This is a genomic window from Tatumella morbirosei (assembly GCF_000757425.2).
GTDB lineage: Bacteria > Pseudomonadota > Gammaproteobacteria > Enterobacterales > Enterobacteriaceae > Tatumella > Tatumella morbirosei.
The window spans coordinates 46,760-68,409 of the sequence record NZ_JPKR02000004.1; the positions used below are offsets into that span (position 1 = coordinate 46,760).

Annotated in this window: 23 protein-coding genes, 1 tRNA gene and 4 pseudogenes; 12 read left to right on the forward strand and 16 right to left on the reverse strand. The window is 49.7% G+C overall.

Annotation, left to right across the window (positions count from 1 at the left end):
• Positions 1-59: 59 nt before the first annotated feature.
• Positions 60-452 carry a phosphate-starvation-inducible protein PsiE gene (locus HA49_RS11525; RefSeq protein WP_038019233.1) on the reverse strand — a complete coding sequence of 131 codons (393 nt, stop codon included), beginning with the start codon at positions 450-452 and terminating at the stop codon, positions 60-62.
• Positions 453-700: 248 nt separating this feature from the next.
• Here HA49_RS11525 and HA49_RS11530 point away from each other — a divergent pair.
• Positions 701-776 (forward strand) — tRNA-Ile (locus HA49_RS11530).
• 177 nt (positions 777-953) lie between these two features.
• On the opposite strand, the pseudogene HA49_RS21810 reads toward HA49_RS11530, so the two are convergent.
• From HA49_RS21810 to HA49_RS20600, 5 genes and pseudogenes are all read right to left on the reverse strand, one after another.
• A pseudogene (locus tag HA49_RS21810) lies at positions 954-1,088 on the reverse strand (HNH endonuclease signature motif containing protein); the annotation flags it as partial.
• A pseudogene (locus HA49_RS21235) lies at positions 1,052-1,201 on the reverse strand (phage tail protein); the annotation flags it as partial. The pseudogenes HA49_RS21810 and HA49_RS21235, both read right to left, overlap by 37 nt.
• A 144-nt stretch (positions 1,202-1,345) precedes the next feature.
• Positions 1,346-1,669 (reverse strand): DUF1493 family protein, encoded by a 324-nt coding sequence (locus HA49_RS11535; protein ID WP_038017490.1) that lies wholly within the window; start codon positions 1,667-1,669, stop codon positions 1,346-1,348.
• Positions 1,666-2,120, reverse strand: a pseudogene (locus HA49_RS21815) (STM2901 family protein). The gene HA49_RS11535 and the pseudogene HA49_RS21815 overlap by 4 nt, the downstream one beginning before the upstream one ends.
• An 87-nt stretch (positions 2,121-2,207) precedes the next feature.
• Positions 2,208-2,363, reverse strand: a pseudogene (locus HA49_RS20600) (tail fiber assembly protein); the annotation flags it as partial.
• A gap of 305 nt (positions 2,364-2,668) precedes the next feature.
• On the opposite strand from HA49_RS20600, the gene HA49_RS11545 reads away from it, so the two are divergent.
• From HA49_RS11545 to HA49_RS11570, 5 genes are all read left to right on the forward strand, one after another.
• Positions 2,669-3,361 (forward strand): hypothetical protein, encoded by a 693-nt coding sequence (locus HA49_RS11545; protein WP_038017492.1) that lies wholly within the window; start codon positions 2,669-2,671, stop codon positions 3,359-3,361.
• Between the two features lie 222 nt (positions 3,362-3,583).
• Positions 3,584-4,063: an Hcp family type VI secretion system effector gene (locus HA49_RS11555; protein WP_038017496.1), complete on the forward strand. Its 480-nt coding sequence runs from the start codon at positions 3,584-3,586 to the stop codon at positions 4,061-4,063.
• 495 nt (positions 4,064-4,558) lie between these two features.
• Positions 4,559-4,858 (forward strand): hypothetical protein, encoded by a 300-nt coding sequence (locus HA49_RS11560; RefSeq protein WP_245610196.1) that lies wholly within the window; start codon positions 4,559-4,561, stop codon positions 4,856-4,858.
• A gap of 17 nt (positions 4,859-4,875) precedes the next feature.
• Positions 4,876-5,316 carry a WapI family immunity protein gene (locus tag HA49_RS11565; protein WP_038017498.1) on the forward strand — a complete coding sequence of 147 codons (441 nt, stop codon included), beginning with the start codon at positions 4,876-4,878 and terminating at the stop codon, positions 5,314-5,316.
• 361 nt (positions 5,317-5,677) lie between these two features.
• Positions 5,678-5,992 (forward strand): DUF1493 family protein, encoded by a 315-nt coding sequence (locus tag HA49_RS11570; RefSeq protein WP_038017500.1) that lies wholly within the window; start codon positions 5,678-5,680, stop codon positions 5,990-5,992.
• Between the two features lie 56 nt (positions 5,993-6,048).
• Here the strand turns inward: HA49_RS11570 and HA49_RS11575 are convergent, their stop codons facing one another.
• Together HA49_RS11575 and HA49_RS11580 are read right to left on the reverse strand one after the other, a co-directional pair.
• Positions 6,049-6,387, reverse strand: coding sequence for a contact-dependent growth inhibition system immunity protein (locus HA49_RS11575; protein WP_038017503.1), 339 nt, complete (start codon positions 6,385-6,387; stop codon positions 6,049-6,051).
• A 43-nt stretch (positions 6,388-6,430) separates the two neighbouring features.
• Positions 6,431-6,754 carry a DUF1493 family protein gene (locus tag HA49_RS11580; protein ID WP_038017505.1) on the reverse strand — a complete coding sequence of 108 codons (324 nt, stop codon included), beginning with the start codon at positions 6,752-6,754 and terminating at the stop codon, positions 6,431-6,433.
• Positions 6,755-7,452: 698 nt separating this feature from the next.
• On the opposite strand from HA49_RS11580, the gene HA49_RS11585 reads away from it, so the two are divergent.
• Genes HA49_RS11585 through HA49_RS11595 form a run of 3 tightly spaced genes read left to right on the forward strand, consistent with a single transcriptional unit; the run spans position 7,453 to position 10,179 of the window.
• Complete coding sequence (locus HA49_RS11585; protein ID WP_038017507.1) at positions 7,453-8,175, forward strand: DUF969 domain-containing protein; 723 nt, start codon at positions 7,453-7,455, stop codon at positions 8,173-8,175.
• On the forward strand, positions 8,172-9,158 hold the full coding sequence (locus HA49_RS11590) for a DUF979 domain-containing protein (protein ID WP_038017509.1): 987 nt from the start codon (positions 8,172-8,174) through the stop codon (positions 9,156-9,158). Before HA49_RS11585 ends, HA49_RS11590 begins: the two co-directional genes overlap by 4 nt.
• A 25-nt stretch (positions 9,159-9,183) precedes the next feature.
• Positions 9,184-10,179 carry a DUF2891 domain-containing protein gene (locus HA49_RS11595; RefSeq protein ID WP_038017511.1) on the forward strand — a complete coding sequence of 332 codons (996 nt, stop codon included), beginning with the start codon at positions 9,184-9,186 and terminating at the stop codon, positions 10,177-10,179.
• Positions 10,180-10,409: 230 nt separating this feature from the next.
• On the opposite strand, the gene kefC is transcribed toward HA49_RS11595, so the two are convergent.
• Together kefC and kefF are read right to left on the reverse strand one after the other, a co-directional pair.
• On the reverse strand, positions 10,410-12,260 hold the full coding sequence (kefC, locus tag HA49_RS11600) for a glutathione-regulated potassium-efflux system protein KefC (protein WP_038017513.1): 1,851 nt from the start codon (positions 12,258-12,260) through the stop codon (positions 10,410-10,412).
• A complete protein-coding gene (kefF, locus tag HA49_RS11605; RefSeq protein ID WP_038019237.1) occupies positions 12,253-12,783 on the reverse strand; it encodes a glutathione-regulated potassium-efflux system oxidoreductase KefF in 531 nt (176 codons plus the stop codon). Before kefF ends, kefC begins: the two co-directional genes overlap by 8 nt.
• Before the next feature lie 600 nt (positions 12,784-13,383).
• Here kefF and HA49_RS11610 point away from each other — a divergent pair.
• Positions 13,384-13,929, forward strand: a complete 546-nt coding sequence (locus HA49_RS11610) for a C40 family peptidase (RefSeq protein ID WP_038017515.1) — start codon at positions 13,384-13,386, stop codon at positions 13,927-13,929.
• Between the two features lie 49 nt (positions 13,930-13,978).
• Here HA49_RS11610 and HA49_RS11615 read toward each other — a convergent pair whose 3' ends face one another.
• A complete protein-coding gene (locus HA49_RS11615) occupies positions 13,979-15,340 on the reverse strand; it encodes a formimidoylglutamate deiminase (protein WP_038017518.1) in 1,362 nt (453 codons plus the stop codon).
• A gap of 100 nt (positions 15,341-15,440) precedes the next feature.
• Here HA49_RS11615 and hutC point away from each other — a divergent pair, with 100 nt between their 5' ends.
• Together hutC and HA49_RS11625 are read left to right on the forward strand one after the other, a co-directional pair.
• Positions 15,441-16,202, forward strand: a complete 762-nt coding sequence (gene hutC / locus HA49_RS11620; RefSeq protein ID WP_038017521.1) for a histidine utilization transcriptional repressor HutC — start codon at positions 15,441-15,443, stop codon at positions 16,200-16,202.
• Entirely contained in the window at positions 16,199-16,771 is a 573-nt protein-coding gene (locus HA49_RS11625) for a HutD/Ves family protein (protein ID WP_038017525.1), read from the forward strand. The genes hutC and HA49_RS11625 overlap by 4 nt, the downstream gene beginning before the upstream one ends.
• Before the next feature lie 7 nt (positions 16,772-16,778).
• On the opposite strand, the gene HA49_RS11630 is transcribed toward HA49_RS11625, so the two are convergent.
• The 5 genes from HA49_RS11630 to HA49_RS11650 are packed head-to-tail and all read right to left on the reverse strand — an operon-like array spanning position 16,779 to position 21,646.
• The gene (locus HA49_RS11630; protein ID WP_038017528.1) at positions 16,779-18,308 is read right to left on the reverse strand and encodes an HAL/PAL/TAL family ammonia-lyase; all 1,530 of its coding nucleotides are present in this window, start codon (positions 18,306-18,308) and stop codon (positions 16,779-16,781) included.
• 12 nt (positions 18,309-18,320) lie between these two features.
• A complete protein-coding gene (locus tag HA49_RS11635) occupies positions 18,321-19,196 on the reverse strand; it encodes an ABC transporter substrate-binding protein (RefSeq protein ID WP_038017532.1) in 876 nt (291 codons plus the stop codon).
• Between the two features lie 28 nt (positions 19,197-19,224).
• Positions 19,225-19,905, reverse strand: a complete 681-nt coding sequence (locus tag HA49_RS11640) for an ABC transporter permease (protein WP_038017535.1) — start codon at positions 19,903-19,905, stop codon at positions 19,225-19,227.
• Between the two features lie 2 nt (positions 19,906-19,907).
• Positions 19,908-20,552, reverse strand: a complete 645-nt coding sequence (locus HA49_RS11645; protein WP_038017538.1) for an ABC transporter permease — start codon at positions 20,550-20,552, stop codon at positions 19,908-19,910.
• Positions 20,549-21,646, reverse strand: coding sequence for an ABC transporter ATP-binding protein (locus tag HA49_RS11650; protein ID WP_038017542.1), 1,098 nt, complete (start codon positions 21,644-21,646; stop codon positions 20,549-20,551). The genes HA49_RS11645 and HA49_RS11650 overlap by 4 nt, the downstream gene beginning before the upstream one ends.
• Positions 21,647-21,650 lie beyond the last annotated feature (4 nt).

Below are 21,650 nucleotides of genomic sequence, written 5' to 3' on the forward strand. Positions count from 1 at the left end.
CCCCTTTGGACGTTTGCGGAATCCGTCCTGTTGGCCGCAGACCTGTCCGGGGATATCATTCAGGTCTCTTCGTCTTCGGCTTTTTTATAGGGAAATTTAATATGGCCGTAACGGACAATCAGCACTGCCACACCCAGTAACACGATAGCCAACGCATACCAGACAATCTCCTGCGGGCGGATATCGCTGGGTTCGGTCATCAGATGGCGGGCGATACCGACCATCGCGATATACAGCGGCATACGTACCGGTAACTGGCCCATTTTCCAGTAAGTTTCGGTCATGGAAATAAATTCCAGATACATAAACAGCAGCAGGATATCGCTGACCGTTATATGCCTGTCCATCACCATACTGACCACATGGCTGAGTGAGGCAAAGATGGTCGACAGCAGGATAATCACTAATCCGCCTTTTTCGACCAACGAATGGATACTTCCGGGGAACTTCATCTTCAATCTCCGCAATGATAACTGGCGTTGATAGCGCCACAGCGGATTGATTTTATAAAAAAATTTTCTCTCAGGGGAAAAATTACTGCTACCAGCTATTGCTGAGCCGCCTGTCAGCGGCACTGACTCACTGCCTGTGACAACAGCGCCCTTCGGCTAAAACAGCAATGATTGCTGTAAAAAACAGCAACTAAAACCCGAATACTGGATAAGCGGCTACAGATACCTTATAATCCCCGCCACTCAAAGGCCCCTTAGCTCAGTGGTTAGAGCAGGCGACTCATAATCGCTTGGTCCCCCGTTCAAACCGGGGAGGGGCCACCAGAATTATCAAGGACTTGCGTTAATAGCGCAGGTCCTTTTTGTTTTTTGGGGGGGCTATGCGGCAATCGGTAGTTATTAATAAGTAACTATACACATAGTTTGCTAAAGGTGAGTTTTATAGAGTTTTTCCCCAAACGACAGAGTGACTAAAAGACACTCTGTTGCCAGGCTGTGACCCGATACGGGGTCCTGCTGTGTCACCTTCTGGTTATGATGAGTCTTGCACAACGGCTGGTGATTCCATCCAGGCCAGAACAGAACGTCATCACCACCACTGACATGAATGTTGTGATCAACAATCTTCGCGGGAACATCAACGGGAATGTAGCCGTGTCAGCGTCGTCGCCGGTGCAGACCAGCCAGACAATCTCGGTGCTGACGGTAGTGATGGTTCGGGTACCCTCGTTGATTTCCTCAACGCGCACTCAATGTTGATAATTCTGTGCCATATGGCGGTTCTCCTGTTAAGGGGGGCCCGCTATGGTCAGGTCTCAGGGAAGGGAAATCATGCTGTTGGCATTGTGTGGCAGCTGACACAACGGGTAAATTGTATTACCCGTGGTGAGCATTCAGAAAAGCCAGCGTCCCGCACGGGCTGACTCTGTAAACATTCTTATGGTCAGAGGCTTTTTATCCTGTTTCACGGGCGGGCGTGAGAACAGCGAAGGAGTTTTCCAGGGGAAATAAGCGGCAGTACAGAAGCCTTCTGGCTCTACGTTGAAGTCATGGAAAAACTTCTCCGCCATCTCTGCGATATCATCCGCCTCATACTGCTCCTGAAGAATGTCATCGTCGCCGACTTCAATGTTCTTAAACAGGAGGGTTGTCACCAGCGGCAGCTCACGCAGAATGAAGTCGCGCACCGCATCAGGGGTTACTGTCTTATTATTCACCAGATTTTATCCTCCGGGCGCACAATCAGGTTATAGTGATGGACGGTGCAAAAACTGATTTGTGAGACATCTTTTGTCAGAATAACCCATCCGACAACGGGTACGGCCCTGCCCACAAACGCGCCCGGATTATTCACCCGGAAAATTTTCAGCCTGCGAAGGATGAAGGATTTGGCGGTCAGGGTTGGCAGACTGCGGCGCCGGAATTTGTAGGACAGGTGCTTGCGGAAAAAGAGCGAAGCAACGGAAGTGCCGGGGTTGCCGTATTGGGCTTGCCCGGTACGTTGATATTATTGTTGCCCAGGATGAGTCCCGCAACGGCCACAATATCCTGCACGCCCGGCTGTTTCTGCGTCTCGTCAACCAGCACCCAGAACAGCAATTCCTAAGGCGTCAGATTAGGCAGCCCATTAAAATAATATGTCCCTTTGAGTTCCTCAGTTGTATCCATATCAACGGATTCCTTTCTGCAGATATTTGACAGATTTTAGCTTAACATTTGTACAGTCAGGAGGCTAAAATGTTTCTGGCTCTGCCCTCAGGCAGGTTTTACCGGCCAACTGATATCCGGTGCGTTTGACAGATCTGTTGTCTGAATTGCCTGAATATATTTCATCCATGCTGTAAGCGAAGTTTTATCCACCTCTGTTATGATTCCAGGTAATAACTGCGTCTGCCAGGCCTGGGTAACTGACCACCGCTGCACGCTACTGCCTTAACACTTACCGTATGGTTATTCACACAACTGATTGTTAACACAACAACTGTCACTTTCCGAAGACCACAGGTATTAGTAGGTTCAGGAAAGAATAGCTGATATTCATCACAGAGGCCGCTACGGTCAGCGCCGGATATCCACTCTTTCCATAAGCAAGCGGCAGCTGAATGGCTTCATTCAGATAGAATTCCGGTTGCAGCAAAAGTAGATAGCATAGAGTGCTGCAACCTTTTATAATTCAAAAGCGTTTATAAACTGTAGCGACTGAGCAGGGAGCCATTATGTACTACAGCAATCAGGTTATCAGTTATTTACAGGCCAACAATATTCTTGCGCTAAAACTTGACCACGCAATAACCGGTGTTGGAAAAGCCGTATCAAATCAAATTGAAACAATAGCTGCGGGTGCGCAACGAGTACTGTTTTACACATCCTGTTTTACTGATAAATATCAGGATGTGTGTAAAAAACAAAACAATGAGGACATTAGATTTACTAAAGGTGTTCACCATCTTTTACAGCATAAAGGCGTCGTAAATAACATATTAGAATCCTATTTTGAAGAAGTATTCAAAAATAAAACATCAGAACAATTAGAACATATTAAACATATTCTCATGCGGGTAAATGTGCATATTGCTGCTAACTCCCTAACCAAAGCCGGGTTCGCTTTAGCTACGGCCGCATCTGTCTCAGTTGGTATGAATCTTAGCCTGGAGATGGGGGCTATTGCCGGACGTACAGCAGGGGTTGCAGTGACAGTAGTTGGAATATATGGAGTTGTGCAGAAGGCCGCCGAAAGTGCGGAACGCCTCCGTTTTAGTTACCCTGCATTTTTTTCTGCACTTTATGCACAAGAAATTGAAATGATGTATTTCCTGGTCGAACCATTATTTGAACGTGCCGAAGCCTTCAAAGCACCATGGGCATCAGATGAAGAAATTGCTGATATCATCCAAAGAATGATTAGGTAACTATGATGTCATTTATTAAGAGAGTGATTGTATGGCTGTGTCAACAGTTATTTTCGCTTTATGCACCACCACTATGTATTATTATATTCGCAGTTGCTTTTGTGAAAATGTTTCCAGATGGGCCTGTCTGGCCTGTCGGTGTGTTTGCTTTATTCATCATTTTTATATTTGGAAAATATATCAAATGGTGATATCAAAATTTATTGATTATAAGGAAATATAATGTCTACTCCCGCACACCTATGGCTTGAAGATGAAACCGGCTCTCCGGTTGTTGGTAGTTGCATGATGCCACTACGATTAGGATCAATTGAGCTTAAATCATTTTCCCACGGAGTCACTATTCCTGTAGATCCAAGCTGGGGAAAACTGACTGGTACACGTGTTCATCGGCCTATAACAATAGTGAAAGAATTCGACCAGACCACGCCACTTTTGTACCGTGCGATATGTGAAGGCCGAACGATGAAAAAAGCAACATTCAAAATGTACCGTATTCTGGAATCAGGTATTGAGGCGGAGTATTTCAATATCCTCCTGGAGAATGTCAAAATCACCACCGTTGCACCACAACTTTCACCAACCGGCATTAGCAGCACTCATCTTGAAACGCTGGAAATGCGTTATGAAGCTATCACCTGGAAGTACACGGATGGGAATATTATTTACCGTGATTCATGGAATGACCGTTGTTGCGCCTGATCCCTGCTCTGATATGAAGCGCCAAAAGTGATGAGAACATTACGCAGACAAACTGAATAAACAGCTCAGCGAATAGATGAACATGGGTGGACTTGCACCCACCCAGTGTTCAGACTTTAATCATATCTTTCATTCCTCTGCCAAACACTGTCCAGCATTCTGCAGTGATTTTAATAATCAAGGGTAGATTACTGCGGTTTCACAGGCCATCTGAGATTCGGAGCGCCTGACACATCGGTGATAATGTCCAACAGCAGCTGCGTCTGCCATGCTTGGGTAATCCCGTTTGCCTCGCTCACGCGCGCCGTCTTTTCGCTGGCCGCCGCGTCAAGCTGCGGCTGCTGCTGTGCATCGCTGTGTAGTCCCCCCCTGATAGATCCAACCGATATTGCTCTTATCGCTTTTGGTCTCTTCCGAATTTTCCGCGCGGGTCGCGCACTATTTGAAGCAGGTACGCGCACTGCCGTCAGCGCAAAACTCAGCCAGGCGACAATTATGTTTTTGCGCGCCCGGTTAAAAACCGGGTTATCTGCCCGTAACCTCAAAATGACTGAAACAGCCGCCCGGCATATGTACGATCCGGGACGCTATGTCCCATTACATCTTCAGGAAAAAGCCATCCGCTACGGCAGACGTATGGCTGATCCCCGTAAAGGGGAAGGAATGTTCCGTTACGAAACTGAGATGTATAAACTGAATCGTAAGAGAAACCTTACCGGGTATAAGAAGTACACTCTTGAGGTTGTGGTAAGGGAGTCAGACTGGACAATTACCCATTTTAAATATTTTGATTAACCGGGAGGAAAGTTCGCATGTTTGATATCAGAAATGAAGAATTCGTTTTCGCGGTCTTTCCCTTTGAGCGTGTCGTGGATGACGAGGCCGATCCGGTGAATCATCTCTGGGACCGGGTTAAGTCTTTAGTGGAGTTTTCAGTAAGCGGGGTGAAGGTACAGTTTCAAACCGAATTTACTGTGGGTGAGCTAAAAGTTCTGCGTGAACATTTTGCTGCATGTTATGAATCGGTAAAGGTCCAGCGGGAGACTGAACCGTTCAATTTTAGTAGCGATCTCAATCAGTTGAATATGTTGCTAAGGAAAGTGGAGGGTGATGAGATTGTGATGATTGAATATGTACTACGCCCGGAATCTCATGCCGACAGTGTCCTGGTAAAAGGTGAATTCGGCATTAATGAAAGCTATTTCCCGGACATCCTTAAGCGGCTGGATGAAATGATTGCCTGGCCGGAATAACATTCTGATTTTTCTGGCATGAGCATAAGCGCCCCCGGCTACAATGGGGTGTTTTTGTATCCAGAAAACCCCCAGCCAGGCTGGCGATCAGAGGGAACTTGCGGGTGGCCATTCTCAGGCAACCCGGTTGTTGTCACTGGTAATCCGCTCTTTAAAACGTCTAAGATGCGGATCAAAGCACCGGACAGTGACGCGGGAACATAGGTTCCGCCTCATTTGGACCTGTACCACCTGTCCGGGGGCTTATCGCAGCTGTCGGGCCCGTGGCCTGGGGCATTAATCGCTGCGAGGGATTTCGCAGTTGTCACAGGAAACGTGACAAGCCACAATCAGCTTATCGTGAGTAAAGGAGAACTCCGTTATGAAACAGGCAGAAGTAGTAAAACAGCTTATAAAAAAATATTTTTGGGAAATGCAGGAAGAGGCTTCTCTGAGTACCGGTAAGGAGCCTGTATTACCCGAAGAAGCTTTAGATTTTCTTGATGAATATTTTGAATCACTGAGTATTGATCCGTCCGGATTTGATTTTCGGAGATACTTTCCGAATGAAGGCATCTGGTTTCTGCCAAATAAGATTTTGCCTGAGTATATGAAAACAGATCATCATCAGGCTGAACCATTGACAGTAAAGATGTTGATTGAGGCGGCTGAGGCCGGTCATTGGTTGGACAGGTAAGCCTTTTAGTTATTAGTAACAGGCATGTATATCCTGCTATCAGAAATCTGAAGGTTTTAAAATTCCGAAAAATTAGCAGAATGTCCGTTTGAAATCAGATATTCAACAGTGAGTGCTCTGACTGTACTCACCCATTCTGAAGGGGTCATATCCCATCGGCAAGGTGTAAACTCGCCGTTATAACGAGCGAGAATTACCTCATAGCCATCATCCTGATTTTCAATTTCATTCAGGTTAGCCAGAAGCTGCCGGAGACTGAAGGGGGTTGCAGTTTTCAGGTAATCATACAAAAGAGTAGAGAAATCACAATCCTCATCAATCAGATCACAGTCCTGACCAAAATTAATAATAATGACGGTGTCGGGTTCACATGGTTTAGAAGTATCAGTATCCATATCTGTCTCATGGGGCTGGGTAAGCGGTGACAATATCCAATGCTTAGTCATAAAGCCAGCGTCCCGCTTTTGCAGACTCAGTGAGCATTCTGATGGTAAAAGGCTGTGGTTGATGTCTGTCTGAGCGTAAAACGGCGGGCAGTAGAGGATTAGGGAGAAACGGCAATATAAGTCTTGGGAAATAACGACGCCAGTCCATCGAATGACAATCAACGCCAAAAGCTTCAACATATTTATCGACCAGTTCATAGACATCTTCAGCAACAGTCAGATATTTACCGGTGCTGAGCGATGAATCAATATCAAGCGCTTCGCAGCGTAATTCATCTCTGACAAAGTTAAGCACAGTATCATCGACAGTTGTCATATCCGGTCCTCAGGTTTAACCATAAGGTTATAGTGCGGGATTGTTCTGTGTGAAGTTACGAATTTAACCGTCCTGAACTTGTTTCCCGCTGGCTGACCGTGTAGCAGAAGGTAGCAATTCAGAATACGCTATTACCCCATGTTCTCAGAGAAGATTATCAGGCAGCACACTGGCGATTATCGATTGTTATCTGGTTGCTGGCTAAGAAATATTACCGTGGTTATCTCTTTTCCTGAATCATTCACGATGGTCCAATAACGCCTTAAATTATCCGGTCCCTCCCCGCTAACAGGTTATTCCAACCGGTTAAGGCCGCTTTGCACTGATGCGGCCACCGGTCTCTATCAGCCGGCAGGGTATCGGGAGTTCCCCCTCGTATAGCGAAGAGTCACTTCGCGCTAATTCATTTCGTTTCCCGCTGCTGGCAAGGGGATTGCATAGAAGATTGATGCCTGGCGGGAAGTAACGGCTGGCTTTTATCAGCCTGTGCGTTCCTGACAGAGTGATTTGGTTATAAGCGATGGCAATAACATATATTTTTTCATACTATGGCCGAAGGTGTTTTGCTTCGGATTTAGTCTTCCATTTTAAAAAATACCTCAAGTTAACAACCAGATAAAAATGAAGATCGCTAAATTCTTGCCGGGGTAATTTCAGAACCCACCGGCTGCAACAGTCTCTTTTACAGGGGGAGTTTTATGAATGGTACGGAGTTGTTGCCACTGGTCGGTATACCGATCGTGGTCATTGGTTTTGCCATACGCTTTAATCCGCTGTTGGTCGTGGTGGTGGCAGGGCTGGCGACCGGCTTGCTCACCGGGATGGATTTCGGCACGTTGCTGGAAACCTTTGGCGAAAAATTCGTCAGCAGTCGCTCGCTGGCGGTGTTTATTTTGATTCTTCCGGTGATTGGGCTTCTGGAACATTACGGCCTGAGAGAGCGCGTTCAGTCCTGGGTCGCTCAGATGGCCAGCGCGACATCGGCGCGAATTCTGATGATCTACTTTGTCGCCAGAGAAGGTACGGCGGCGCTCGGTTTAATGTCAATCGGCGGCCATGCACAAACGGTCAGGCCTTTGCTGGCCCCCATGGCCGAAGGCGCTGCGCTGAATAAGTACGGTGAACTTCCTCAGACCATCCGTGACAAAATCAAAGCCCATGCCGCCGCCTGTGACAATATCGCGGTCTTTTTTGGTGAAGATATCTTTATCGCTTTTGGTGCGGTGTTACTGATTGATGCCTTCCTGAGGGAAAACGGTATAACCGGCGTCGAACCGCTGCATATCGGTCTGTGGGCGATTCCTACAGCCATCGCGGCATTAATTATTCATATGTCCCGTTTATTGCGGCTTGATGCCAGTATTCACCGGGAAGTCATGGCCTGGAAAGCAACTCAGACACACGGGGAGACCAGCGAATGACCACCTTGATTACCATGAACCGTGTATATTATCTGATTGGTTTTATCGTGATGTTACTGGTGGTGATGACATTACGCGATCGCGGTAACCCTAAACGCTTTACCACTGCACTGTTTTGGTTCCTGTTCGGCAGTATTTTCCTGTTCGGCGATCTGATGATACAGGAATTAGGTCACTCGCTGGCGTATCGCATTATTGGCGGCGCAGTTATCGTCATCGCTTTGCTGGCCGGCTTTGGCCTGGTGGGTAAAGGGCATTATAAAACGTCTGGCGAGGCTGAACGGATTGCCTCTTCACAGCGGCTGAAAAACTGGCTTTTCTTACCGGCTGTGCTGATTCCTGTGGTCACGGTACTGGGTACCTTGTTTCTGAAGGGCGTGTCAGTCGGCGGGGTGTATCTGATTGATCAGCAACAACTCACACTGGCTGCCTTATGTGTGGCTTGTCTGACTGCTATTTTAACCGGCTGGTGGCTGACCCGTGGCACGCCACTTGAAGCTGTGCGGCAATCGCGGCGCCTGATTGATACCATTGGCTGGGCAGTGATACTGCCGCAGATGCTGGCGATGTTGGGCGGGGTATTTGTGGCAGCCAATACGGGGCATTCGGTTCAAAAGATAGTGAGTCTGTTTGTGAACCCGGATAACCGTTTTATGCTGGTGGTGATTTATTGTGTCGGTATGGCCCTCTTCACCATGATTATGGGGAATGCCTTTGCGGCTTTCCCGGTATTGAGTGCGGGGATAGCGCTGCCTTTCCTGATTACTATCCAACATGCTAATCCGGCGCCGCTGCTGACCATTGGGATGTATGCAGGTTATTGCGGAACATTAATGACGCCGATGGCGGCGAATTACAATATCGTTCCCGCGGCATTGCTGGAGTTGAAAGATAAGTATCAGGTGATCAAAATACAGATCCCAACGGCAATCACCCTGCTGGTGGTTAACGTTTTCCTCATGTATTTTCTCGTTTTTCGATAATGCGGCAACAGACTAAGGAGTGGGTATGAAGTTAACTGAACAACAGGCGGAAGCCTTTGCACGGATGCCATTGCAGTATCTGCGCCAGCAATATCCAAACCACATTATGCATTTACTTAACGGGGATGCTGATGTTTTGTCTCCCCGGGAATTGCATCCGGTTTTCTATGGCTGTTATGACTGGCACTCTGCGGTTCATGGTTACTGGCTATTGCTTCGCAGTCTACGCCTCTATCCGGAGCTTAGCTGCCGGAAAGATATCATCATACTGTTTGATGAACACTTCACGCCGGACAATATTGCCCGGGAACTGGCCTATTTTAATGCACCTTCCCGTGAGTCGTTTGAACGCCCGTACGGATACGGATGGTTACTGGCGCTGGCACAGGAACTTAACAACTCATCTTTACCTCAGGCTGCTGAATGGGCCCGTTGCCTGGAACCATTGACCCGGAATATCCGTGACCGACTGATGGATTATCTGAGTAAATTAACCTACCCGATTCGGGTAGGGACTCATTTTAATACCGCGTTCGCTCTGATATTGGGACTGGATTATGCGAGCTCGCAGCATGACCAGACGCTTGAGCAGGCGATTCTGAATGCCGCAAACGGTTATTATCTCGCGGACATTAACTACCCGGCACATTATGAGCCCGCAGGGGATGAATATATTTCAGGGGCGCTGGTGGAAGCGTTGTTAATGAGTAAGGTGACAACTGACTTTGCTGGCTGGTTCGATAATTTCTTACCGAATCCAGGCGCTGTTGCATCACTGATGAACCCGGCAGTGGTCAGTGATCGTACTGACCCTAAAATCGCTCATCTTGACGGGTTAAACCTGAGCCGGGCCTGGTGTATGAAACATATCTCTTATGCCTTACCCGAAGATTATCCCGCACAGGATGAGTTAAAGGGGGCCATACAGCGCCATCTTCAGGCCAGTGTGGGGCATGTGGTAGACAGTCATTATAGCGGCGGCCACTGGTTAGCCAGTTTTGCTTTGCTGGCACTGGAGTAAATCGCCGGACAACGGGGCGTTGGTTATTATGGCAGGCCGCCAGACTGGCTGAAAAGGTCGGTAAAGGTAACTCAGGCCTGAGGGTTAAAGCACTTATCACTGAACCGTCGGTACTCATTGTGGTCAGGGTGAACCCGGGGCATTCCACCCCGGGATCATCTGCATCTGAAACTGATTTAGGTTATTCGCCGGAAAAACGGCCGGTAACAAAGACCGACCGATGTCTGCTGTTAACTGTTTTCGCTCTGTCTGCTCACCTCATTATGCAAACCTTCATCGGTGCCTTTCCAACCATGTAAACGTACATTGTTCAGATGTTGCTGGTCATCAATAATCAGAGAGCTGACCAGGTTATGGCCGTCTTTTAGCATACTGGCGCGGGTATCGAAATCGGTTTCCCCTTCAGCCAGTTGCAGCATCATCTGGCTGTTGTATCGCCGGAAAATATCGGTCATCTCTTTCGCTTCATACGGACCAATACCCAGTTCCGTCAGTGCCCGGCGGCTGATATTCAGGGCGCTTTCGAAAACTTCACGTTCAGGAAACTCAACTCCGGCTTTATGCAGTGCGATAAAGTGTTCCACATCCCGGGCACGAGCCAGCTGTTTCAGATTCGGGAAGCTCTCTCTGGCCATTTCGGTCAGTGCCAGACTGTTCTGCGGATCATCAATCGCATTGATCAGCAGTTTCGCGCTGCCGGCACCGGCCGCTTCCAGCAGATCCTCACGGGTGGCATCACCGTAGTAAACCCGCATCCCCAGTTTGCGTAGTGTTTCGATATGGTCCGGGTCATGATCCAGAACCACGACATTGATTTTGGCTGCCAGCAGCATACGTCCCGCAATCTGACCGAAACGACCGAAGCCTGCAATAATTACCGCCGGATTTTCGTCTTCTATAGTATCAGCCGGCAGGTCATTACCCTGACCCCCTTTCTCTGTACGGGATACCAGCACCAGCAGCAATGGAGTCACCGCCATCGATAAGGCGGCCGCAAGGATCAGCGCCTTAGACCAGTTATCGTCCAGCACCTGTGCGCTGTGAGCGGCACCGAATACTACAAAGGCAAACTCACTGCCTTGTCCCAGCAGTACCACATACCAGCGCCGTTGTAACCGTGAAATGCGGGTGATTTTTGCCACAATCCATAGGGAAACCATCTTAAATACCAGAAAACCGACCAGCAGGATGATAATCCGCAGGGGATCGTGGATCAGGGTACCAAAGTCGATCGACATTCCAACGCCAATAAAGAACAGGCCCAGTAATAAGCCTTTGAACGGCTGAATATCGCTTTCCAGCGCATGGCGGTATTCGGAACTGGCCAGCAAAACCCCGGCGAGAAACGCGCCCATCGCCATCGACAGCCCGGCGTGTTCCAGCAGGATGCCAAATCCGAAGACTAAAAACAGAGCGATGGCACTGAACACTTCCCGCAATCCGGAACGGGCGACAAAGCGCAGTAACGGACGGGTGACATAACGGCCCAACAGCACGACGATCACCAGCGTGATAATCACTTTGACGGTGGAGATCAGCACGGAGTGCAGATCCATTGCACCGCCACCTCCGGCCAGTAACGGGATCATGGCGACTAACGGAATAGCGGCAATGTCCTGGAACAGTAATACCGAAAATGCAGAGCGGCCCACCGGGGAGATAGTCAGGTTACGTTCTGCCATGGCGGCCATAGCAATGGCGGTGGAGGAGAGCGCCAGCGTCAGCCCGACCAGAATGGCCACCGGCCAGCCCAGCCCTAACAGATGACACAACACCGCCAGGAACCCCCCGCAGATCACCATCTGCAGGCTGCCACTACCGAACACCTGGCGGCGGATACTCCATAGCCGTTTCGGGTCCATCTCCAGACCGATAATAAACAGCATCAGAACCACACCGATTTCAGCGAAGTTAAGGATGCTTTCCACATCAGAGACCAGCCGCAGCCCCCAGGGGCCGATAATACAGCCGGCAATCAGATAACCCAGTACCGAACCCAGCCCGAGCCGTACGGCTATTGGCACAATTAATGCCGCGGATCCCAGATAAATCAGGACCTCCAGCATATTCTGACTATCCATGATTCTGCTCCTTCCACGCTTCCAGACGATTCCGGTACTGTACTGCCTGCTGTTTCAAATCGTTATCATCACTGATAAACGCATTGTGCATGGTAAAGGGTGGGAGCCATTTCATACCGCAGTACAGAGCGGTGGCTTGTATTGGTTGTGCCAGTACCCCGAAACCCGGGTGATCCCCGAGACTAAAATGGTTGAGATTTCCTCCGGTGGTCACTGCCCACATCAGCGATTTTCCCTGTAACTGACGGCCGTTATGACCATAAGCCCAGCCATGAGTCAGCACTTTATCCAGCCATAATTTCAGCAGTGGTGGCATGCTGTACCACTGCATCGGATGTTGCAGAATCACCAGGCTGGCTTCAGATAACAGCTGTTGTTCGCGGGTAATATCAATCGCGAAATCCGGGTAGTTATCGTACAACGAATGAATCTTTACGTAGGGCAGATCTTTGACCTGTTCCAGCATAAAGCGGTTCGCGTGCGAGTAGCCCGGATAAGGATGTGCATAGATAATCAGAATCACAAAAATCCCCATTGGAAAAAAGATATCAAAAAGAAAACCAGTAACTTTTACTACAATATAGCCAGATTTAACTTCAGCGGTGACTAAAATTCAGGGTGACGGAAAATATTGCCGTTACTGCGTCACAGCCCGTTGCAAGGACAGGAAAGCGGACACCATCAGGACAGGGACTGAAGCCCTGCACGGACAGCCACAGAAGATGATGTCCGTGTTCAATGACAGACGAAATTGCCAGGATAATTAATTATTCTCAGCCAGATGATTCATTTCAGAGGTGATAATAACTCATGAGATTTCCGGGCAGCTCCGGGCGGGATCGGATAATCAGATAAAGGTTATTTTCTGACAGTCACATCCCTCTGCCATCACTGTAACATTCACTGGCAGTGATATACACCCGAATAACAGAACAGGTATATTTCATCCTGGGCAATGATTTTCGTGCGAAATAGTTTGCATACCGGCCGGAAAAAGTCGCTTCTACTGTAAATTAATGTAAATTACGCGGAGATATTAAGAATTCGTTAATTTGCTATTCATTTTTCTTAGGTATTTACGCTATAAATTTCTTATCCCCGTTGACTCCCGAGAAATCTGCCGATGATCAATTCTGCGCCCGTTAAAATTATCGCCTGTCTGTTGTTTTGTGCTCTGGCAGGTTGTTCATCGAAACCCCGGCAAACCGTCACTGTGGCGGCCAACACTCAAAACGGTCAGCAGCCGGATCTTATCCCCGTGATAGCCGCGTTACATGACCAGATGCATTCGTGGGAGGGCACCAAATATCAGTGGGGCGGAACACAACTGACTGGCGTGGATTGTTCCGGCTTTGTCTGGCGTACCCTGAAAGACCGTTTTAATATCCCGATGGAACGTGTCACTACCAAAGAATTAATCAATATGGGTAAACCTGTCGCCCAGGCCAATTTATTACCCGGGGATCTGGTCTTTTTCCGGATTAAAAATGAATTACATGTGGGCTTCTATGATACCGACAGACATTTCCTTCATGCCTCCGTCAGCCGGGGCGTTGTTCGTTCCTCACTGAATAATCCTTACTGGAAATCAGTCTATCTTGAAGCTCGCCGTCTGCCTCGCGAATACAATTCTCAAATCAGTTTTAATTACGGGAATAAAATGGGCTGATATTGCCACCGGCAGAAAATAACTGCCGGCAGCGAGATATTGTTACGAATCAACCGGCCAGTTGCTGCATAATCCGGATAAATTCCTGTTTCAGGAATTCGTCATCCTGATGACGGCCTTCCTGAATCACCCAGCGTCCTCCGGTCATCACATGCCGGACCGGATTGGTCGCACAGGCAAAAATCCAACGGTTCAGCAGCATGTTGTCTTCCGCTGTGGCAATAAAAGGATCTTCGTGGTTTAGTACCAGTAAGTCAGCACGATAACCGACTTCAATCCGGCCAGTTTGTTGACCAAGAGCCTGTGATCCGCCCTGCAATGCCCCTTGGTAAAGCACATTGCCGATGAAGGGCTGTTGTGGAGTGGCCAGTCGGTTGCGCCGCTGGTGCTGTAATCGTTGTCCATATTCAAACCAGCGTAAATCTTCGCTGACACTAACACTGATATGGCTGTCCGAACCAATGCCCCACACACCGTCCCGTGCAATGTATCTCTGGCCCGGGAAAATGCCATCTCCCAGATTGGCTTCTGTTGTCAGGCACAGTCCGGCCACCGCTCGTGAATCTGCGATGGTATCGGTTTCACGGTCCGTCAGATGGGTTGCGTGGATCAGGCACCAGTGCTTATCAACCTGAAAATGGTTATACAGCCATTCCACCGGGCGCTGGCCACTCCAGCTCAGGCAGTCATCAACCTCTTTTTGTTGCTCAGCAATATGAATATGAATCGGTTGAGGGTGAGAAGTGGCGGCCAGTACTTCCGTAATTTGTTCCGGGGTTACTGCCCGAAGTGAATGGAAGCAGATGCCGGTACGCTGCATCGGAATCGCGGCTAATTTTTGACTCAGCTTGTCATGAAGTGACAGGTAGCTTTCGGTATCATGAATAAAACGTTTCTGGCCCGGTGATGCTGTCTGGCCGCCGAATCCGGCATAACTGTAAAGAACCGGCAGCAGTGTCAGGCCAATTCCTGCCTGACGAGCGGCTTCAGAAATACGCAGAGCCATCTCTTCATGACGTGGATACCGGTTACCCAGAAGATCGTGATGCAGATAATGGAACTCGGCCACGGACGTATAACCCGCTTTGAGCATTTCGGTATACAAATAACGGGCAATAATTTCGGTTTGTTGAGGAGTAATCTTTGCCACCAGACGGTACATGAGATCACGCCAACTCCAGAAACTATCGGCAGGGTCTGCGGCGACTTCGGTCAGTCCCGCCATTGCACGCTGGAAAGCATGAGAATGCAGGTTAGGCATGCCTGGCACCACTACCTCACCCAACGGATTTCCTTCCGGCTGCGCATCCGGGGTGACAGAGGCGATATCACCATTATCATAAACCGTAATCCGGACGTTTTTTGCCCAGCCCTCGGGAAGTAATGCTTTTTTTGCAAACCAGACAGCCATCTTCTGTCCCTTCGGATTAATTTGTATATACATGTACTTATATATACATCTAATTAGGCATGGAGTAAACTGCGTTTGTTACTACATTGAGGATTGATAAATGGAACAGTCAGATCAGGAAAAAATTCTCCTTATGGGCGAACCGCCGGGCATTCCTGCTCCGTTTTATGAGCGGGTTAAGGCGATGATCAAGACTAAAATTCATAGCGGTACATGGCCGGTCAATTTTCGGGTTCCTTCTGAGAGTGAACTGGTCAATTTATTTGGCTACAGCCGGATGACCATCAACCGGGCACTGCGTGAACTCACTTCTGAAGGGCTGCTGGTCCGGATGCAGGGAGTAGGGACATTTGTAGCCGAAATCCGTGGCCAGTCGGCTCTGCTGGAAATTAATAATATTGCCGATGAGATTACCAGCAGAGGTCATCGTCATCATTCCAGAGTCTTCCGTCTGACAGAAATCGCGGCTGATGCCCAGCAGGCGTTGAGTTTTGAAATGCAAAAAGGAAGCCGCCTGTACCATTCTCTGATCTGTCACTATGAAAATGGCGTTCCGGTGATGTTGGAAGACCGGTTGGTCAACAGCCAGGTGGTTCCTGACTATTTACAGCAGGACTTTACCCGAATTACCCCGAATGCCTATCTTTCCTCAATTGCCCCTATTGTTGAGGGTGAACATGTTATCGAAGCGATTAATGTCAGTCGTACCGAGAGCACTTATCTTGAGATAGACGAAATTACTCCTTGTCTGCTGGTGAACCGTCGTACCTGGACCGGGCATCAGGAGAAAAAAATCGTGACCAGCGTCAGGTTGGTATATCCGGGGCCACGTTACCGACTGGAAGGGAGCATGCGTAAATGATCCGCGTACTGCGCTTTCAGGATGTGACTGTGATGCCATGGAAAAATGGCCAGGGAGAAACCCGGGAAATCTGTAAGTCCGGAGAACCGCAAGGAGAATATGATTGGCGAATTTCTGTGGCTACGATCAGCCAGTCCGGACCGTTTTCCCGCTTCGACGGCTATCTGCGTAATATCAGTGTGCTGGAAGGCGGAGGAATGCATCTGGACATTGACGGTCAGCCCGGGGCGCTTATCCGGCCATTTTGTGCCACCGATTTTTCAGGAACATCGCAGGTTTATTGCCGGGTGATTGACGGGCCTTTGCTGGATTTTAATGTGATTTACCGCGCAGACAGATTTCGGGCAACCGTTAACTGGAGCGATCTGGCTGAATGGCACTATGAAGGCGGAACCCGGTTATTGCTGAATGCCGGTGCCAGCCTGAAGGTACACTGCGGCGGAGAGCAGTTTTTACTGCAGCGCTATGACTGTCTGTTGAGCGACGATGAAGAGGTATTGACGGTCAGCGATTTCCCCGGCACATCCTTTGCCAGGGTTACGCTGTCTGAAATCAGCCACAGTCAGTAAAAATCAGTTACTGGCTGCTCAGATCCGTGAGTAGCCGGGCCAGTGTTCCTTCACGAATAAGACCACGGACAGCCCGCATGTCCGGATAAACCGCGGTGTCCTGTTGCCGGAAAGGAACCTGTTTCCGGACCAGTGCCAGAGTGGCCTCACTGCCAACCGATGCTTTAAGTGGGCGGTGGAACTCCAGAGCCTGACAACCACAAAGTAACTCGATTCCAATAATATCCTCCGCATTCTCAACCGCTTTTAATGCTTTCCTCGCGGCAGATACTCCCATGCTGATATGGTCTTCCTGACCGGCACAGGTAGAAACGGTATGAATGCTGGCAGGACCTGCGAGACTGCGATTATCCCCGGCCAGCGCCGCTGCGACATAGGGTGGGATCATCATGCCTGAAATCCCACTGCCCGGAGGCACCAGAAAGGCAGGTAATCCACTGAGCTGCGTATTAGTTATCCTGTCTGAACGTGCCTGAGAGGCGGTGCTGAGCTGGGCGATAGCAATAGCCAGAGCATCGAGAGCCAAAGCGACAGGTGCTCCGTGCCCGTTACCGCCAGGCAGGGTAATCAACTGCTGATCTTCAATCACAAATAACGGATTATCTGTCACACTGTTCAGTTCCCGGGTCAGTACCTGCGCACAGTTTTCCAGCTGATCGCGAACTGCACCGTGAATCTGCGGTATGCAGCGCAGGCTAAGAGCGTCCTGCACACGATGATTTTTCCAGGTTTCAAGAATCTCACTGTCGCGCAGTAAAGACCGCATAATTCGGGCGGTTTCCTGCTGACCCGGGTGCGGGCGTAACTGATGAAGCCTGGCATCATAGCCCCGGGTGTTACCACACAGGGCTTCCAGACAGATCCCGCCCGCCATATCGGCTACCGGCAATAATCGCCGGAAATCGGCTATCACCAGACAACCGAGCGCGGTGATTTCGTAGGTACCGCCAATCAGCGCATGTCCTTCACGGGGACCTGGCTTAACGACAGACATCCCTGCCTGCTGTAATGCTTGCGCAGAGGGCAGTAACTGCCCCTGATACCAGCATTTTCCTTCTCCAAAAACCGACAGCCCAATGTGGGCGGTGGCAATCAGATAGCCAACAGATCCCCCTGAAGGTGACCAGGGGATAACCTGACGGTTAAGCATTTCGGCCAGCCTGATTGCCAGTGAAGAGCTGACCCCGCTGTACCCTTGCAGTAACGATTTCAGCGTGACCGCCATCATAGCCCGGGTTTCACGAATCGAAAGGTCCGCTCCGGTACCGCAAGCATGGCTGCGTAGCATATTGATCTGCGACCCGGCGATTTGATCGGCCGTGAGACGGGTACTTACCAGAGAACCGACTCCGGTCGTCAGCCCGTAAATCACTTGTCCCTGATCGATAGCGTTACGAACATAGTGATGAACCCTGTCCATGTTTTGCAGGGCATCGGCAGCCAGGCTGACAGAAGCCCCGTCAGCGATTTGTACAATTTCATCAATCGATGACTGCCGGGTTCCCAGAGTGATCGTCGTTGCAGAAGAGATACTCATGAGGATTCGCCTTTATTTGCTCATGCCATGTTTTACCAGCCACTGGTGGGCGACATCATCAATACTGGTGAACTCTGCCAGCTGTTCATTCATATCAATCAGGTCGTCGGTGGTCAGTTTGGCGGAAACTTCATTCAGAGTGGCTTCAGTCGTACTGTCAACGGCAGAGGTTGCCACAATTGGCACCACGTTCTGGGCCGCAAACAGATGATTAGGATCTTCAAGCACCACTAAATGGTTCTTTTTAATATCCGGTGAGGTGGAGAGAATATCAGCCGCCTGAATCTGATTATTTTTCAGGGCGGTCAGGGTCAGAGGACCACCGACATCCAGCACTTTAAAATCTTTGAATTTAAGCTGATAAACTTGCTGCAGGCCAGGAAGCCCTTCATGACGGGTTTTCCATTCTGCCGGTCCGCCGAGAATCAGCTGTCCGGCAATCGGTTTTAAGTCACTGATAGATTTCAGATGATATTTCTCAGCGGTTTTCTGAGTGACCGCCAATACATCCCGGTCTTCTGCCGGTGAAATATTGAGCATTTTTAAGCCGGCAGGCAGTTTTGCGGCCAGGGCTTTTGCCACTTCATCACTGCTGTGGGCATTATTTTTCGCATCCAGATAGCTCAGCAGTGCACCGCTGTATTCCGGAATAACATTAATCGAGCCATCCCGCAGCGCAGGAATGTAGACTTCGCGACTGCCGATATTCAGTTTAGTGTCGACCGGAATATTTTTGGCTTTTAAGGCCCCGGCGTAAATGGTTCCGAGTAACTGACTTTCCGGAAAGTCAGCAGAACCAATGATCACTTTAGAAGCCGCCCATGCCCCGCTGGTGGCCGATAGCAGCAGAGCAGAAAGGAGCGTCAGGGCACTGTTTTTCATCTTCATCTTGATATCCTTGGCGCACTATGCGCGGTTATTGGGTTTTCAAACGGCGGGTAATACCGGGAGACACCACATACTTTTCTCCCAGAGCAAATAACACATCGATAATCAAAGCCAGCAGGGCTATTAATATCGCCCCGGCTACCATCTGGTTAAAATCATTGGCGGCGCGACCATCAATAATTAGACGGCCCAATCCCCCTAACGAGACATAGGCTGCAATCGTGGCAGTAGAGATAATTTGCAGAGTAGCGCTGCGAATACCAGACAGGATCAGTGGCAGTGCACAGGGTAGTTCAACCTGCAGCAGTATCTGGCGTGGGGTGAGACCAATACCAATGGCTGCATCTCTGACACTGGGTTCGACAGCACGGATTCCGGCATGAACACCCAGCGCCACCGGAGGCAGGGCCAGTACCACAAGAACCAGAATACAAGGCACGACAAATGCCATGTCTGATTCAAAAGATCCTGACAGTAATATCACCAGCAGAATAATCAGCCCGAAAGAAGGCAGCGAACGCAGTGCATTGGTTGAGCCGATCAGTAAGGCTTCACCTTTACCGGTATGGCCGGTATAGCATCCCACCGGAAAGGCGATGAGCACCGCTATCAGCAGCGAGACGGCACTGTAGCCAATATGCTGAGCCAGCAGTGGCAGAATACCGTCGTCCCCGATCCAGTGGGCAGGATTAAAAAACCAGTCAATCATGATTATCCTCTCAGGGGTTGCCAGTGGCTGAGCCGGCGGGTGGTCAGCACCACCAGTCGATCCAAAATCAATGCCAGTAATATGCTCAGTACAATGCCGGCAATAATGGGGGTGAGGAACTGCAACTGGAATCCCTGGGTAAACAGTGAGCCCAGTTGCGGGGTACCGATTAATGCAGCGACAGAAACGATGCTGACGTTAGAAACAATAGCGACCCGCATACCGGCACCGATGACCGGTACTGCCAGTGGCAGGTTGACATGGAAAAACTGCTGTACCGGTGTGAAACCGATCGCCGAGGCGGCCTGTCGGGTATCCGGCGATACCGAATCCAGCCCGTCACTGACAATTCTGACCAGTAACGCAAAGCTATAAATGGTCAGAGCGACCAGTACGTTGACAGGATCAAGAATCCTGGTGCCAAGCAGCGGTGGTAATAAGACAAACAGGGCCAGCGACGGGATGGTGTAAAGTAACCCGAATATATTGATAATAAATGATTTTAATGTCGATAACCGGTTGATACCCCAGCCAACAGGAATCGCCAGTATCAGACCCACTATCACCGGGACAATGGATAAATAACTATGCCACAGCAGCAGTTGCAGGATGGTGTCGTGTTGATTCCACAGCCAGTCGAATCTCATACCACCTCCGCCGGGATGCTTTTGCACCTGTTCAGGACTTCATCCAGCGCAATACTGCCGAGGGGCTGGTGCTGGTCATTCACCATCACGGCACGGTGGCAGGGGGAACTGAGCGCGGCATCCAGCAGATGCCGAAGTGAACCCGAAACGTGGCAGAAGGTTGCCCCCAGATTGATATATTGCGCGTCTGCGGCGGTGACCTGCTGACGGGTATCAAACCAGCCCAGCGCTTTTCCTTCATGAGTCACTAAAACCCAGGGGTCAATAGCGACCTGACGAGCCTGTGCCAGGAGACTTCCCAGTTCAACTGAAGGTTCATCACGCAACGGCAGGTTGCTGCCAGCATCACGGAAACTGAGTTTACGGTAGCCCCGGTCCCGGCCAATAAAGTCGGCGACAAACGGGTTTTGTGGCGTATTCAGCAACTCTCCCGGGGTCGCTATCTGGGCCAGACGACCTCCGGGACGCAATACCGCCACCTGATCCCCGAGTTTCATCGCCTCATCGATATCGTGGGTCACCATAATTATGGTTTTACTGACTGCCCGCTGAATCCTTAGAAACTCATCCTGCAATTGCTCACGGACTACAGGGTCCACGGCGCTGAAGGGTTCATCCATCAGCATAAATTCCGGGTCTGCAGCCAGAGCTCTGGCAACACCCACTCGCTGCTGTTGACCGCCGGACAATTGCCAGGGATAGCGTTTGGACATTGAATTATCCAGACCGACCACTTCCAGCAATTCTGCGGCTCGTTGCCGGGCTTTGGTTTTGGCTACGCCGCACAGGATGGCGGTGGTCGCTATATTGTCGAGGATGTTTTTATGCGGAAACAGCCCTGCGTTCTGAATGACATAGCCGATACGGCGGCGTAACTGGACAACATCCATTTGTTCGGTAGCCTCACCATTCAGCAGAATCTGTCCGGTAGAGGGTTCAACCAGGCGGTTGATCATACGTAATGAGGTGGTTTTACCGCAGCCACTCGGGCCAACCAGTACCGTAATTTTTCCGCCCTGAGCTTCAAGATTTAGCCCGTCGACGACAACTGCCCCGTTACCATAGTGTTTGGTTACATTCCGGAAGGTAATCATCTTG

Bases quoted from the DNA above. Each gene is read 5' to 3' on its own strand.
- HA49_RS11525 (WP_038019233.1), bottom strand. From the start codon at position 452: ATGAAGTTCCCCGGAAGTATCCATTCGTTGGTCGAAAAAGGCGGATTA.
- HA49_RS11545 (WP_038017492.1), top strand. From the start codon at position 2,669: ATGTACTACAGCAATCAGGTTATCAGTTATTTACAGGCCAACAATATT.
- HA49_RS11555 (WP_038017496.1), top strand. From the start codon at position 3,584: ATGTCTACTCCCGCACACCTATGGCTTGAAGATGAAACCGGCTCTCCG.
- HA49_RS11560 (WP_245610196.1), top strand. From the start codon at position 4,559: ATGTTTTTGCGCGCCCGGTTAAAAACCGGGTTATCTGCCCGTAACCTC.
- HA49_RS11565 (WP_038017498.1), top strand. From the start codon at position 4,876: ATGTTTGATATCAGAAATGAAGAATTCGTTTTCGCGGTCTTTCCCTTT.
- HA49_RS11570 (WP_038017500.1), top strand. From the start codon at position 5,678: ATGAAACAGGCAGAAGTAGTAAAACAGCTTATAAAAAAATATTTTTGG.
- HA49_RS11575 (WP_038017503.1), bottom strand. From the start codon at position 6,387: ATGGATACTGATACTTCTAAACCATGTGAACCCGACACCGTCATTATT.
- HA49_RS11580 (WP_038017505.1), bottom strand. From the start codon at position 6,754: ATGACAACTGTCGATGATACTGTGCTTAACTTTGTCAGAGATGAATTA.
- HA49_RS11585 (WP_038017507.1), top strand. From the start codon at position 7,453: ATGAATGGTACGGAGTTGTTGCCACTGGTCGGTATACCGATCGTGGTC.
- HA49_RS11590 (WP_038017509.1), top strand. From the start codon at position 8,172: ATGACCACCTTGATTACCATGAACCGTGTATATTATCTGATTGGTTTT.
- HA49_RS11595 (WP_038017511.1), top strand. From the start codon at position 9,184: ATGAAGTTAACTGAACAACAGGCGGAAGCCTTTGCACGGATGCCATTG.
- kefC (WP_038017513.1), bottom strand. From the start codon at position 12,260: ATGGATAGTCAGAATATGCTGGAGGTCCTGATTTATCTGGGATCCGCG.
- HA49_RS11610 (WP_038017515.1), top strand. From the start codon at position 13,384: ATGATCAATTCTGCGCCCGTTAAAATTATCGCCTGTCTGTTGTTTTGT.
- HA49_RS11615 (WP_038017518.1), bottom strand. From the start codon at position 15,340: ATGGCTGTCTGGTTTGCAAAAAAAGCATTACTTCCCGAGGGCTGGGCA.
- hutC (WP_038017521.1), top strand. From the start codon at position 15,441: ATGGAACAGTCAGATCAGGAAAAAATTCTCCTTATGGGCGAACCGCCG.
- HA49_RS11625 (WP_038017525.1), top strand. From the start codon at position 16,199: ATGATCCGCGTACTGCGCTTTCAGGATGTGACTGTGATGCCATGGAAA.
- HA49_RS11630 (WP_038017528.1), bottom strand. From the start codon at position 18,308: ATGAGTATCTCTTCTGCAACGACGATCACTCTGGGAACCCGGCAGTCA.
- HA49_RS11635 (WP_038017532.1), bottom strand. From the start codon at position 19,196: ATGAAGATGAAAAACAGTGCCCTGACGCTCCTTTCTGCTCTGCTGCTA.
- HA49_RS11640 (WP_038017535.1), bottom strand. From the start codon at position 19,905: ATGATTGACTGGTTTTTTAATCCTGCCCACTGGATCGGGGACGACGGT.
- HA49_RS11645 (WP_038017538.1), bottom strand. From the start codon at position 20,552: ATGAGATTCGACTGGCTGTGGAATCAACACGACACCATCCTGCAACTG.
- HA49_RS11650 (WP_038017542.1), bottom strand. From the start codon at position 21,646: ATGATTACCTTCCGGAATGTAACCAAACACTATGGTAACGGGGCAGTT.